Genomic DNA, 12,079 nt, shown 5'->3' on the forward strand with positions numbered 1-12,079 from the left:
GGGCGGGATCGCGGTCAGCGCGCGCGGGCGGCCGGTAGCACGTCGGGCCGCTCGGTCTCGTCGAGCAGTTTGGCGACGATATTGTCCAGCGCGCGATCCAGCAGCACCCGATCGTCGGGATCGGCGCAGTCCCAGTCCTCGACGTACTCGCACAGCCAGCGGCGCCAGGCAGCGAAGATCCGATCGAATTCCGCCTGCCCAGCGTCGGTGAGATCCAGTAGCGCACCGTCGAATTCGACATAGCCGTTGCGAACGGCCTTGTCGTACACCGGTTCCAGGACTTCCGGCGGCATCCAGTGGGCGCGGGCGATCGCCGCCAGCGTCGCACCGCCGCGCACCCGGTTCAGCATCTCCACCTGCCCGATCGCCCATGCCTGATCGCGCGAGAGGGCGCTGTCGGCGGCGGCCAGGATGCGCGGATCGGGCAGTTCGTCGTCGCGCAACCGGCGCAGCACGCTGGCCAGCGAATGTTCCAGCCGCACCACACGATCGGCGGAATCGGGCACCGCGAAACCGCCGCCCACGTCGGTGGCCTCGGCGCGGGCGCTGTCGCGCAGCGGCACCTGCCGCAGGAACCACGCGACGAGGAATCCGAGCACCGCCACCGGCACCACCCAGCGGAACACGTAGTCGATGGTCTGGGCGTAGGCGTCGACGATCGGGAGGCGCTGCGCTTCCGGAAGTCGGTGCAGCAGTTGCGGACTGCCCGCCGCGGCCGGAGGCACGCCTGGATCCTGCGCGAGCGCCTGCTCCAGGTTCGGTCCGATCCGGCCGCTGTAGAGGGTGCCGAAGATGGCGGTGCCGAACGTGCTGCCGACGGTCCGGAAGAACGTCACGCCCGAGGTCGCGGTGCCGAGATCGGTGTAGGGCACGGTGTTCTGGACGACGATGGTGAGCACCTGCATCGCCAGGCCGATACCCAGACCCAGGATCAGCATGTACAGCGACTCCAGCCAGAAGCCGGTGGTGCGGTCCATGGTCGACATCAGATACAGACCCAGCGCCATCACGGCGGTACCCGCGACCGGAAAGTACTTGTACTTCCCGGTTTTTCCCACCACCTGGCCGGAGACGATCGAGGTGGTGAACAACCCCACCACCAGCGGCAGCGTGCGCACGCCCGATGCGGTCGCCGACACCCCGTTCACGTACTGCAGATACGCGGGCAGGTAGGTCATCGCACCGAGCATCGCGAAGCCGACGATGAAGCTGAGGATCGAGCAGACGGTGAACACATTGCTGCGGAACAGATGCATCGGCAGCATCGGTTCGGCCGCCCGCAACTCGACGAACACGAACCCGGCCAGCAGCACCACCGCCGCCGCGAACAGCCCGAGAATCGTCGCCGAACCCCACGGATACTCCTGCCCACCCCATTCCAGCGCCAGGATCAGGCAGCTCACCCCGACCGCCACCAGCGCGATCCCGGCATAGTCGACCACCGGCCGCACCGCCGCGCGCAGGGCCGGAATCGCCCGCGCCGCAACGACGATCATGAGGATCGCGATCGGCACGTTCACGTAGAAGCACCAGCGCCAGCTGGCATGGTCGGTGAACAGTCCGCCCAGCGTCGGGCCGACCACGGTGGTGACGCCGAAGACCGCGCCCAGCGCGCCCTGGTACTTGCCGCGCTCCCGCAGCGGGATGACATCGGCGATCAGCGCCATGGACGTCACCATCAGCCCGCCCGCGCCGACGCCCTGGATGGCGCGGGCGATCACCAGCAGCGTCATGCCGTGCGCCAGCCCCGCGACCATCGAACCGATGATGAACACGAGCCCACTGAGCTGGAACACCAGCTTGCGGCCGAACAGGTCACCGAACTTGCCGGCCAGCGCGGTCGCCACCGCCTCCGCCAGCAGATACGACGTGACCACCCAGGCCATGTGCCCGGCGCCGCCGAGGTCGGCGACGATCGTCGGCAGCGCGGTGGACACGATGGTCTGATCGAGCGCGGCCATGAGCATGCCCAGCACGACGGTACCGAAGACCACATTGGCGCGGGCGTGGCTCACGGGTTCGGGGGCATCGGCTACTGCGGCGGCAGCGGTCATTAGCCCAGTATGTGCCGGAAGGCCGTATTCTTCCCGAAGACACGGCAACAACCCAGCTCCATGCGATTCCGATGCAGTAGCCGAGAGATGTCGGCAGGTCGGCCGTGTCGGATACTGTTCCCGGAACTTACTCTGAAGTAAGGTCGGGGGTGAGAGAATGCACCGACGCTTCTCGTACACGGTAGGGCAGTGAGGTCTCGACATGGCGTGGAACCCCAGCGAAATTCCGGACCTGACCGGGCGGACGTTCGTGATCACCGGAGCCAACGGCGGTATCGGCAAGCACACCAGCCGGGTGCTGGCCGCCAAGGGCGGCACCGTGATCATGGCCTGCCGCGACACCACCAAGGCTCAGCGGATCGCCGACGGCCTCGCGGGTGATGTCCGGGTGGCCGCGCTGGATCTGGCCGACCTCGCCTCCATTCGCGAATTCGCCGAACAGACCGGCGAATTCGATGTGCTGATCAACAACGCCGGGTTGATGAACATCCCGTTCTCGCGCACCAAGGACGGCTTCGAAACCCAATGGGGCGTCAATCATCTGGGCCACTTCGCGCTGACCGGCCTGCTGCTCGACCGCATCGGCGACCGGGTGGTGACGCTGTCGAGCATCGCGCACAAGCAGACCCCGAAGCTGTGGGTCGACGATCTGAACTACGAGAAGCGCAAGTACCAGCGCAACCTGGCCTATGCGCAGGCCAAGCTGTCGAATCTGATGTTCGCCCGCGAGCTGCAGCGGCGGCTGGCCGAGTCCGGCTCCGCCAAGAAGTCCTACGCGGTGCACCCGGGCGTCTCCGCGACCGACCTGTTCACGCGGACCGAGACGCCCCTCGACAAGGTCGCCAAGCCATTCATAGCCACGGTCGGGCACTCCCCCGCCAAGGCTGCCGAGTCGAGCCTGTTCGCCGCCACCACACCCGACGCCGACCCGAACACGTACTGGGGCCCGACCTGGATGTTCGGCGCGCGCGGCCCGGTCAAACCGTCGCCGTCGAACAAGCTGTCGCAGAACCGCGAGCTGTGGCGGCGGCTGTGGGAGGAGTCCGAGCGGCTGACGGGCGTCACCTACAAGTTCTGAGCGGCGCGATTCGGGAGGGCCTGCCACTACGTACCGTGTAGTAGACGAGTACCGTGGTAGGCGTGTCCGCTCCCCACCGCCACCCGGCTCTGATCATCCTGGTGATCGTCGCCACGCTGGTCTGCCTGGCGCTCGGCTGGTGGCAGTGGGGCCGGTTCGAATCGTCGACCGGCACGGCGCAGAATCTCGGTTACGCCCTGCAATGGCCGCTGTTCGCGGGGTTCGTGGTGTTCGCCTACTTCCGGTTCGTGCGCCTCGAGCGCGAGACCGCGGCGGAGGAACAGGGCGAGGACGCGACCGAGTCGGCGAAACCCGTTGTGCAGCGCGAAATTCCACCCGGCATCCTGCCCGAACGGCCGACCGCGCGCCGCGACGACGATCCGGTCCTCGCCGAGTACAACCGTTACCTGGCGCAGCTGAACGCCCAGGACACGAGCGGCCCACCCGGCGCGAGGACCACGCCGTCTCCCCACCCGTCATCCATCGCCTCATTCGAGAGGAGCGCCGGTTGAGCGCCGCCGAGAACTCCACCGACACCACAGCGAGCACGAGCCGCGCCGCCGCCGCGCCCGCGGGCCAACCCCTCGACGGCGCCGGGGCGAGCACCGCGCGCATCCGCTCGGCGCTCACCCGGTACCGGGTGCTGGCCTACATCACCGGCGTGTGGCTGCTGCTGCTCTGCGCCGAGATGGTCTACAAGTACCTGCTGCTCGCGGACAGCAGCACGGCGCCGCACTGGCTGTTCTATGTCGGCCAGATCCACGGCATCTTCTACATGCTGTACCTGGTCTTCACCATCGATCTGGCGATCAAGACCCGCTGGAAGCCCGGCACCACGGTGATCACCGCGCTGGCCGGCACCATCCCGTTCCTGTCCTTCGTCTGCGAGCACTACCGCACCCGACAGGTCCGGGCCTCCTACAACCTCTGACCATTGCCCGTCACGCTCCAGCCAATTCGGCCAAGGCGGGGAGTAGGGCGCGCAGGGCGCGGCCGCGGTGGGAGGCGGCGTCCTTCTCGGCGGGGGTGAGCTGGGCCGAGGTGCGGGTCTCGCCGTCCGGGACGAACAGCGGATCGTAGCCGAAGCCGTTGTCGCCGAGGGGCTCCCGACGAATCACCCCGGGCCATTCGCCGACCGTGACGACCTCGTGGCCGTCGGCGACCAGGGCGCACGCGGAGACGAACCGTGCCCCGCGCCGCTCGTCGGGAACGTCGGACAATTGCGCCAGGAGCAGGTCGTTGTTGGCGGTGTCGTCGCCGTGGCGCCCGGACCACCGCGCCGACAGCACGCCTGGCATACCGTTGAGCGCGTCCACCGCGAGACCGGAATCGTCCGCGACACAGGGCAATCCGGTGGCTGCCGCGCCGTCACGTGCCTTGGCCAGCGCGTTCTCCTCGAAGGTCGCGCCCGTCTCGGGAGCCTCCGGATAGGGCGGCACCTCGTCCAGGCCCACGATCTCGACGCCCTCGATACCGGCTTCGGCGAGAATGCGCCGCAATTCGTCGAGTTTCTTAGTATTGCGGCTGGCGACCAGCACGCGCCGCGCCGCGGTCACTTCCGCTTCCCGGGCTCCGGCAGCGCACCGGGGTACGGCAGCGCCAGCGCCTCCCGCTGCACCTCGAACAGTCGCTCGCACCCGGCCAGCGCGGAATCGAGCAGCTTGTCCAGCGTGGAACGCGGGAAGGTGGCGCCCTCGCCGGTGCCCTGGATCTCCACCAGCGTGCCCGTATCGGTGGCCACCACGTTCATGTCGACCTCGGCGCGCGAGTCCTCCTCGTAGGGCAGGTCCAGCCGCACCCGGCCGTCGACCACGCCCACGCTCACCGCGGCGATCATGCACGAGATGGGCTGGGGGTCGGCCAGTTGCCCGGCCGCGCCAAGATAGGTGACGGCGTCGGCCAGCGCCACGTACGCGCCGGTGATGGCGGCCGTGCGGGTACCGCCGTCGGCCTGCAGCACATCGCAGTCCAGCGCGATGGTGTTCTCGCCGATCGCGGCCAGGTCGATGCAGGCCCGCAGCGAGCGCCCGACCAACCGGCTGATCTCCTGGGTGCGCCCACCGACCTTGCCCTTCACCGACTCCCGGCCGCTACGGGTGTGGGTGGCCGCGGGCAACATCGCGTATTCGGCTGTGAGCCAACCCAATCCGGAGTCACGCCGCCACGGCGGCACCCCCTCGGTGACACTGGCGGTGCACATCACCCGCGTCTGCCCGAACTCCACCAGCACCGAACCCGCTGGATGCGTGGTGAACCCACGGGTGATCCGGACCTCGCGGAGTTCGTCGTCCGCCCTGCCATCGGCTCGTCTCGACACGAACAGCAGCCTAGTGGGCCGCTCAGATCTCGATGACCTCGCCCGGCGACACGGCGTGCACGGGGCCGCTGAACTGTTCCTTCGCCTCCGCGATCACGTCCTCGCGGGAGGTCCACGGCGGGATGTGGGTCAGCAGCAACTCACCCACACCGGCCCGGGTGGCGATCTCGCCGGCCTCGGCGCCGGACAGGTGGATGCCCGGCGGTCGATTGGCCGGATCGTGCGTCCATGATGCCTCCGACAACAGCACGTCGGCGCCCTGCGCTAGTTCGAAGACCGCCGGGCACAGCGCGGTGTCGCCGGTGTACACCAGGACCCGGCCGGACGCCGTGGTGAGCCGCAGGCCGTAGGACTCCGGCGGGTGGAACATGCGCCTGGCGACCACGGTGTGCCCGGGGCCGAAGGTGATCTGCTCGCCCTCCGACCACGGCCGCATATCGATGACGTCGGACCAGTCGTCGCATTCGCCGCCGATCTCGGCCGACGCGTTGCCGATGCGCAGCGCGGAATCCGAGGGGCCGTACACGATCGCGCGGCCGCTCGGCGGGTTCGGGTGGTAGCGCCGCCAGACCAGCAGGCCGGGCAGATCCAGGCAGTGGTCGGCGTGCAGGTGGGTGAGGAAGATGTCGACCTCGCCCGGGTCCAGATAGCGCTGCAGGGCGCCCAGAATGCCGGGACCGAAATCGATCACCGTCGGTGTCATGTCCGGACCGGTGAGCAGATAACCCGACGCGGGGGAATCCGGGCCGGACACACTGCCCGAACACCCGAGGACGGTGAGGCGCATTCCCCCATGCTGCCACGCTGAATTCTCACTCAAGAGGGGATCCCCCAAACACCGGCCGGGCTCCGCGATCATCCCGGCGACGCGGGGCGGCCGACACTACCCCCGCGGCGACGACGACGTTCATCCCCAGAGAGTACCCAGCCGGCAACCAGTCCACCCACCGCCCCGAAAAGATGTCCTTGCCAAGAGATTCCGGGCTGCCCGGGCAGCACTCCCCACAGGATCGACCCGTACAGCAATCCCACGACCAGGCCGATCAGCATCTGCCAGAGGTTGCGCGCGAAGAACCCGCGGGAGACCAGGTAGGTGAGCCACCCGAACACCAGCACCGACGCGCCGACGTGCACCGAGTTCGGATCCGCGATCAGCCAGGTCCCGAAACCACCGATCAGCCAGATGATGGCGGTGGCCGCCAGGCCGCGGCCGATCCCGGTGAGCAGCGTCAGCAGGCCGAGCACGAGCACCGGCAGGGTGTTGCCGATCAGATGCGCCCAATTGTCGTGCAGCACCGGCGCGAACAGGATTCCGGTCAGCCCGTCGGTGGTGCGCGGGCGCACGCCCTCCTGCTCCAGCCGTTCACCGGTGGCGGTGTCGACGCCTTCGATGCCGTAGAGCAGCACGACGAAGCCGAGGGTGAGCGCGATCGCGCGCTGCCACAACAGTTTCAGCGCCGCGGACGAGTCGCCCCGCTGCGCGAGCGGCGATTTCCCCTGCGGCCCGCGCCGGGCCGCGATCCGATCGGGATCGAACGACGAACCCATTCCTGCGGTCACGGGCCACCACCTCCTCGCGAAGACCTCGTGGCGGTACCGGCCCCCTCTGCGACCGGCCGCCGCACCTCCGAGCGTACCGATGAACGCGCCGGGCCCGCCGAATCGGCCTAGGCCCAGAGTTGCCCGTCCAATTTGTCCTCGGCTTCCTCGAGCGTGCCCTCGTATGCCCCGGTTGACAGATACTTCCAGCCGCCGTCGGCGACCACGAACGCGATATCCGCCCGCTGCCCCGCCTTCAGCGCCTTGGTGCCCACGCCCAGGGCCGCGTGCAGAATCGCGCCCGTGGAGATGCCCGCGAAGATGCCCTCCTCGCCGACCAGTTCCCGGGTCCGCCGCACGGCGTCGTAGGGGCCGACCGAGAATCGCGAGGTCAGTACGGATTCGTCGTACAGCTCGGGCACGAATCCCTCGTCCAGGTTGCGCAGCCCGTAGACCAGTTCGCCGTAGCGCGGCTCGGCCGCGACGATGTCGATGGACGGCACCTTCTCGCGCAGGAAGCGCCCGGTGCCCATCAGCGTCCCGGTGGTGCCCAGGCCCGCGACGAAGTGCGTGATCTCCGGCAGGTCCGCCAGGATCTCCGGGCCGGTTCCCTCGTAGTGCGCGAGGGCGTTGGCGGGGTTGCCGTACTGGTACAGCATCACCCAGTCGGGGTTCTCCGCCGCGATCCGCTTCGCTTGCGCCACTGCCTGATTGGAGCCACCGGCCGCCGGCGAATCGATGATCTCGGCGCCGAACATGGTCAGCAGCTGACGCCGCTCCACCGAGGTGTTCTCCGGCATCACGCATACCACGCGATAGCCCTTGAGCTTGGCCGCCATGGCCAGGGAGATACCGGTGTTGCCGCTGGTCGGCTCGAGGATCGTGCAGCCGGGCCGCAGCGTCCCGTCCGCCTCGGCGCGCTCGATCATCCGCAGCGCGGGGCGGTCCTTGATGGAGCCGGTCGGGTTGTGGTCCTCGAGCTTGGCCCACAGCCGCACGTGGTCCGCCCCGTCCCACTTCGGCGACAACCGGCGCAGGCCGACCAGCGGCGTGTTACCGAGGGTGTCGATCAGGGAGTCGTAGCGCGCCACGGGAACTCAGCGCGCCGCGCCGCCGGCGACGGCGGGCAGGATCGTCACGGTGCCGCCTTCGGGTACCTCGGCCGCGAGACCGCCGGCGAACCGCACGTCCTCGTCGTCGACGTAGATGTTGACGTAGCGGTTGAGCTTGCCGTCCGACAGCAGCCGCTCCTTCAGCCCGGAGTAGTTGTTCTCCAGGTCGTCGATCACCGCGGCGAGGGTGGCGCCGGTGGCCTGCACGCGCTTCTCGCCACCGGTGTGGGTGCGCATGATGGTCGGGATGGACACGGTTACCGGCATGGGGTGCTCCTTGCTTGCTGTCGGGACGGTGTTCCGGATGCGGACGGGCTCAGACGGTCGAGTATTCGGGCACGATCCGCACCGGTTCCTCGGTCACCACGCCGTCCACGATCCGGTAGCTGCGCAGTTCGTGCTGTTCCGGGTCGCGCGTGGAGACCAGTACGTAATGGGCGTTGGGCTCGGCGGCGTAGGAGATGTCGGTACGGCTGGGATAGGCCTCGGTCGCGGTGTGGGAGTGGTAGACGACCACCGGTTCCTCGTCACGGTCGTCCATCTCGCGCCAGACCCGCAGCTGCTCGCCGGAGTCGAAGCGGTAGAACGTCGGCGATCGTTCGGCGTTCAGCATCGCGACGAATCGCTCGGGGCGGTCGGATCCCTCGGGCCCGGCGATGATGCCGCAGGCTTCGTCCGGGTGGTCGGCGCGCGCGTGCGCCACCATCGCATCGACGAGGTCGGCCCTGATCACCAGCACAGTCGAAATCCTTCCGCTCACACCCGACGCACGCGCCACGAAGTCGAAACGCTGTCGTCAACGGCCCAGAATATGCACCTATTCCCCGCCGGACGGCCGCAGCCCCCGAATTTCCCGCGCCGGATCGGAAAATGTGCTAGTCGACGTCACTGTCAATAGTTGCGCGCAGCGAGATTCGAATTCGGATCACGGCGCCAAGGCTTGCAGCAGGGAATCCTGCATCCAGGTGAGCCAGTGGTAGACGTCCAGGTGCGGCGCCCGCGGGTCGTCAAGATCGAGCTGATCGGGGGTGTCGTTCTCGATGCCGAGGGCGGTGCCCAGCGCCAGCCGCACGTCGTTGAGGGCGGTCAGCCAGGCGTCGGCCTGTTCGGGGGTGAGCACGATCTTGCCGCCCGTCGCGGGCAGGGTCTCGAGCACCACACCGCCCGCGGCCACCTTGGCCTCGATGATGTCGGGCTCGTGCAGCCCGCGCAGGGCGCTGTTGAGATCGGCGCGGTCGGCGTCGGGCGAGCCGGGCTCGGGCCGGTGGAAGTCCGGCAGCAGCCGCGCCAGCCGCGGATCGTCCGGGGGACTCGTGTTGCCGCTGCGTAGCCCGGTGAGCGCGGCGAGATCGTCCTCGGGCGCGGACTCCGCCCGGTCGGTCAGCAGGCCGGTCACCGCGCCCACCAGCGAGCGCAGCACCTCCGCCTCCCGCGCTTCCATCTCCGACCGCAGCTTGAGCCCGCTCAGCGAGTTCTTCCTGCTCCACTTGCGCACGGGGCTACGGTAGTCGTCCCGGTCAGTCGTCACGCTGCATGGTGGCCCAGAGCCCGGCCGCGTGTAGTCGCTGCACGTCGTGCTCCATCCTGTCGCGGGAACCGGACGAAACCACCGCCTTGCCCTCGTTGTGCACCTTGAGCATCAACTCGGTTGCCTTGGCTTTGCTGTAGCCGAACAGCTTCTGGAATATGTAGGTGACGTAGTGCATCAGGTTCACCGGATCGTCCCAGACCACCGTGACCCACGGCCGGTCCTCGGCCTCCAGGATCTCGGTGGCCTCGACGGTCTCCGGAGTCGCCTGCGGCGCCGAAAGCCGCACGGTGGCGATGCCCGCGAGGCGCGTCGTGTGCACCGCGGTCACGTTCGCGCCGACCGGACCGGCAGCGACCCGGACAGCGTGGTTCATGCACAGTCCCATAACCCTCAGGGTACGACTCGGCCCCGGATAAACAACACCCGCCGGTAGCCGATTCGTGCTTCTTCCCAGCCACATCCGGGACCCGCGCGGGCGAGCCGGCTGGCTACAGTGGCGGCGTGGACACCGCCTCGGCACCCAGCACCGCGCTGCTGACCGACCAGTACGAACTGACCATGCTGGCGGCCGCGCTGGCCGACGGCTCGGCCCGGCGGCAGTGCACCTTCGAGGTATTCGCCAGGAGGTTGCCACCTGGTCGGCGCTACGGCGTGGTCGCGGGCACCGGCCGGTTGCTCGACGCGCTGGCCGAATTCCGGTTCGGCGCGGCCGAACTCGACGTCGCCGCCGGTTTCCTCGACGACCGCACGCTGGCGTGGCTGCGCGACTACCGGTTCTCCGGTGATATCGACGGCTACCGCGAGGGCGACCTCTACTTCCCGGGCTCGCCGATCCTGTCGGTGCGGGGCGATTTCGCCGAATGCGTCGTGCTGGAGACGCTGATCCTGTCGATCCTCAACCACGACAGCGCGATCGCCGCCGCGGCGGCCCGCATGGTCAGCGTCGCGGACGGCCGCCGGATGATCGAGATGGGATCCCGGCGCACCCACGAACTGGCCGCGCCGGCCTGCGCCCGCGCCGCCTACCTGGCAGGTTTCGACGCGACCTCGAATCTTGAAGCGGTGCGCCGCTACGGCGTACCCGGCGCGGGCACCAGCGCGCACGCGTTCACGCTGCTGCACAGCGGGCCGGACGGTCAGCACGAGGCGGCGGCATTCCGCAGCCAGCTCGAGGTGCTCGGCATCGGCACCACGCTGCTGGTCGACACCTTCGACATCACCCAGGGCGTGGCCACCGCCATCGAGGTGGCCGGGCCCGAACTGGGCGGGGTGCGCATCGACTCCGGCGATCTCGGCGTTCTGGCCCGGCAGGTGCGCGAGCAGCTCGACGCGCTCGGGGCGACCCGGACCCGGATCGTGGTGTCGGGAGATCTGGACGAGTACTCCATCGCCGGACTGCGCGCCGAACCGGTCGACGCGTACGGCGTGGGCACCGCGCTGGTCACCGGATCCGGCGCGCCGACCGCCGGAATGGTCTACAAGCTGGTCGAGGTGGAGGGCGTGCCGGTCGCCAAGCGCAGCAGTCACAAGGAGTCGCGCGGCGGTACCAAACTGGCGGTGCGGTTGTCGCGCGAGACCGGAACGATCGTGGAGGAGATCGTGTACCCGGCCGCCGGGCCGCGCCCCGATCCCGGCGACTTCGAGCTGCGCGAGCTGCTGGTTCCGCTGGTCCGCGCGGGCGCGATCGTCGACGATCGGCCCGGCCTGTCACAGGCTCGGGACCTGGTCGCCCGTGGCCGGGTCAGCCTGCCCTGGGAGGGTTTGAAACTGTCGGCCGGGGAACCCGCGATCCCGACCACCTTCCTACAATGAAGGGCACCGAACCTGAGGTGCGAAACATGACCAGAGCACTCATCGTCGTCGACGTTCAGAACGATTTCTGCGAGGGCGGCTCGCTGGCCGTCGCGGGCGGCGCCGCGGTGGCCCGGCGGATCAGTGAGTACCTGGGTGACCAGGGTGACTCCGACTACGCCGCCGTCGTGGCGACCCGCGACCATCACATCGACCCGGGCGCGCATTTCTCCGACGACCCCGACTATGTCGGCACCTGGCCGCCGCACTGCCGCGTCGGGACGCCGGGCGCCGAGTTCCATCCGAACCTCGATCTCGGCCCGATCGAGGAGATCTTCTCCAAAGGCGAATACAGCGCGGCCTATTCGGGTTTCGAGGGCGCCGCCGCCGACGGCACTCCCCTCGCGGACTGGTTGCGCGCCAACGACATCGACACCGTCGACGTGTGCGGTATCGCCACCGACCACTGTGTGCGTGCCACCGCGCTGGACGCCCGCGCCGCGGGTTTCGACACCCGGGTGCTGCTGGGGCTCACCGCGGCCGTCGCCCCGGGCACGGCCGCCGATGCCCTCGCGCAGATGCGCGGGGCCGGTATCGAACTGGCGGGCGAGCTGGAACGCTGACGGCCCCGCCGACGCGCGGCGAGGCCGGATCGCG

General features: G+C 69.1%; 15 protein-coding genes. 5 read left to right on the top strand and 10 right to left on the bottom strand.

Annotated elements, in window-relative coordinates; all coding sequences use genetic code 11:
* Positions 1-14: 14 nt before the first annotated feature.
* On the bottom strand, positions 15-2,054 hold the full coding sequence (locus tag NWFMUON74_RS29120; RefSeq protein WP_187684936.1) for an MDR family MFS transporter: 2,040 nt from the start codon (positions 2,052-2,054) through the stop codon (positions 15-17).
* A 202-nt stretch (positions 2,055-2,256) separates the two neighbouring features.
* On the opposite strand from NWFMUON74_RS29120, the gene NWFMUON74_RS29125 reads away from it, so the two are divergent.
* From NWFMUON74_RS29125 to NWFMUON74_RS29135, 3 genes are all read left to right on the top strand, one after another.
* Positions 2,257-3,132, top strand: a complete 876-nt coding sequence (locus tag NWFMUON74_RS29125) for an oxidoreductase (protein ID WP_187684937.1) — start codon at positions 2,257-2,259, stop codon at positions 3,130-3,132.
* Between the two features lie 62 nt (positions 3,133-3,194).
* Positions 3,195-3,644 carry a transcriptional regulator gene (locus NWFMUON74_RS29130; protein WP_232110663.1) on the top strand — a complete coding sequence of 150 codons (450 nt, stop codon included), beginning with the start codon at positions 3,195-3,197 and terminating at the stop codon, positions 3,642-3,644.
* Positions 3,641-4,063 (top strand): DUF3817 domain-containing protein, encoded by a 423-nt coding sequence (locus NWFMUON74_RS29135; protein ID WP_187684938.1) that lies wholly within the window; start codon positions 3,641-3,643, stop codon positions 4,061-4,063. Before NWFMUON74_RS29130 ends, NWFMUON74_RS29135 begins: the two co-directional genes overlap by 4 nt.
* A 10-nt stretch (positions 4,064-4,073) precedes the next feature.
* Here the strand turns inward: NWFMUON74_RS29135 and rdgB are convergent, their stop codons facing one another.
* From rdgB to clpS, 9 genes are all read right to left on the bottom strand, one after another.
* Positions 4,074-4,688 carry an RdgB/HAM1 family non-canonical purine NTP pyrophosphatase gene (gene rdgB / locus NWFMUON74_RS29140; protein WP_187684939.1) on the bottom strand — a complete coding sequence of 205 codons (615 nt, stop codon included), beginning with the start codon at positions 4,686-4,688 and terminating at the stop codon, positions 4,074-4,076.
* Positions 4,685-5,449, bottom strand: coding sequence for a ribonuclease PH (rph, locus tag NWFMUON74_RS29145; protein ID WP_187684940.1), 765 nt, complete (start codon positions 5,447-5,449; stop codon positions 4,685-4,687). The genes rdgB and rph overlap by 4 nt, the downstream gene beginning before the upstream one ends.
* Positions 5,450-5,471: 22 nt before the next feature.
* Entirely contained in the window at positions 5,472-6,236 is a 765-nt protein-coding gene (locus NWFMUON74_RS29150; RefSeq protein ID WP_187689494.1) for a cyclic nucleotide-degrading phosphodiesterase, read from the bottom strand.
* A gap of 68 nt (positions 6,237-6,304) precedes the next feature.
* Positions 6,305-6,997, bottom strand: coding sequence for a rhomboid family intramembrane serine protease (locus NWFMUON74_RS29155; RefSeq protein WP_187689495.1), 693 nt, complete (start codon positions 6,995-6,997; stop codon positions 6,305-6,307).
* A gap of 119 nt (positions 6,998-7,116) precedes the next feature.
* The gene (locus NWFMUON74_RS29160) at positions 7,117-8,079 is read right to left on the bottom strand and encodes a PLP-dependent cysteine synthase family protein (protein WP_187684941.1); all 963 of its coding nucleotides are present in this window, start codon (positions 8,077-8,079) and stop codon (positions 7,117-7,119) included.
* 6 nt (positions 8,080-8,085) lie between these two features.
* Positions 8,086-8,367 (bottom strand): MoaD/ThiS family protein, encoded by a 282-nt coding sequence (locus tag NWFMUON74_RS29165; protein WP_187684942.1) that lies wholly within the window; start codon positions 8,365-8,367, stop codon positions 8,086-8,088.
* Positions 8,368-8,416: 49 nt separating this feature from the next.
* A complete protein-coding gene (locus NWFMUON74_RS29170; RefSeq protein WP_187684943.1) occupies positions 8,417-8,839 on the bottom strand; it encodes a M67 family metallopeptidase in 423 nt (140 codons plus the stop codon).
* 186 nt (positions 8,840-9,025) lie between these two features.
* Positions 9,026-9,595: an oxidative stress transcriptional regulator AosR gene (aosR, locus tag NWFMUON74_RS29175; protein WP_187684944.1), complete on the bottom strand. Its 570-nt coding sequence runs from the start codon at positions 9,593-9,595 to the stop codon at positions 9,026-9,028.
* 22 nt (positions 9,596-9,617) lie between these two features.
* On the bottom strand, positions 9,618-10,004 hold the full coding sequence (clpS, locus tag NWFMUON74_RS29180) for an ATP-dependent Clp protease adapter ClpS (protein ID WP_232110665.1): 387 nt from the start codon (positions 10,002-10,004) through the stop codon (positions 9,618-9,620).
* A gap of 128 nt (positions 10,005-10,132) precedes the next feature.
* Here clpS and NWFMUON74_RS29185 point away from each other — a divergent pair, with 128 nt between their 5' ends.
* Together NWFMUON74_RS29185 and NWFMUON74_RS29190 are read left to right on the top strand one after the other, a co-directional pair.
* On the top strand, positions 10,133-11,443 hold the full coding sequence (locus tag NWFMUON74_RS29185) for a nicotinate phosphoribosyltransferase (RefSeq protein ID WP_187684945.1): 1,311 nt from the start codon (positions 10,133-10,135) through the stop codon (positions 11,441-11,443).
* A gap of 26 nt (positions 11,444-11,469) precedes the next feature.
* Positions 11,470-12,045, top strand: coding sequence for an isochorismatase family protein (locus tag NWFMUON74_RS29190; protein ID WP_187684946.1), 576 nt, complete (start codon positions 11,470-11,472; stop codon positions 12,043-12,045).
* Positions 12,046-12,079 lie beyond the last annotated feature (34 nt).

This window comes from Nocardia wallacei (assembly GCF_014466955.1).
GTDB classification, from domain to species: Bacteria; Actinomycetota; Actinomycetes; order Mycobacteriales; family Mycobacteriaceae; genus Nocardia; species Nocardia wallacei.

Coding starts and splice junctions, on each gene's coding strand:
- NWFMUON74_RS29125 (WP_187684937.1), top strand. CDS start 2,257: ATGGCGTGGAACCCCAGCGAAATTCCGGACCTGACCGGGCGGACGTTC.
- clpS (WP_232110665.1), bottom strand. CDS start 10,004: ATGAACCACGCTGTCCGGGTCGCTGCCGGTCCGGTCGGCGCGAACGTG.
- NWFMUON74_RS29155 (WP_187689495.1), bottom strand. CDS start 6,997: ATGGGTTCGTCGTTCGATCCCGATCGGATCGCGGCCCGGCGCGGGCCG.
- NWFMUON74_RS29190 (WP_187684946.1), top strand. CDS start 11,470: ATGACCAGAGCACTCATCGTCGTCGACGTTCAGAACGATTTCTGCGAG.
- NWFMUON74_RS29150 (WP_187689494.1), bottom strand. CDS start 6,236: ATGCGCCTCACCGTCCTCGGGTGTTCGGGCAGTGTGTCCGGCCCGGAT.
- NWFMUON74_RS29165 (WP_187684942.1), bottom strand. CDS start 8,367: ATGCCGGTAACCGTGTCCATCCCGACCATCATGCGCACCCACACCGGT.
- NWFMUON74_RS29120 (WP_187684936.1), bottom strand. CDS start 2,054: ATGACCGCTGCCGCCGCAGTAGCCGATGCCCCCGAACCCGTGAGCCAC.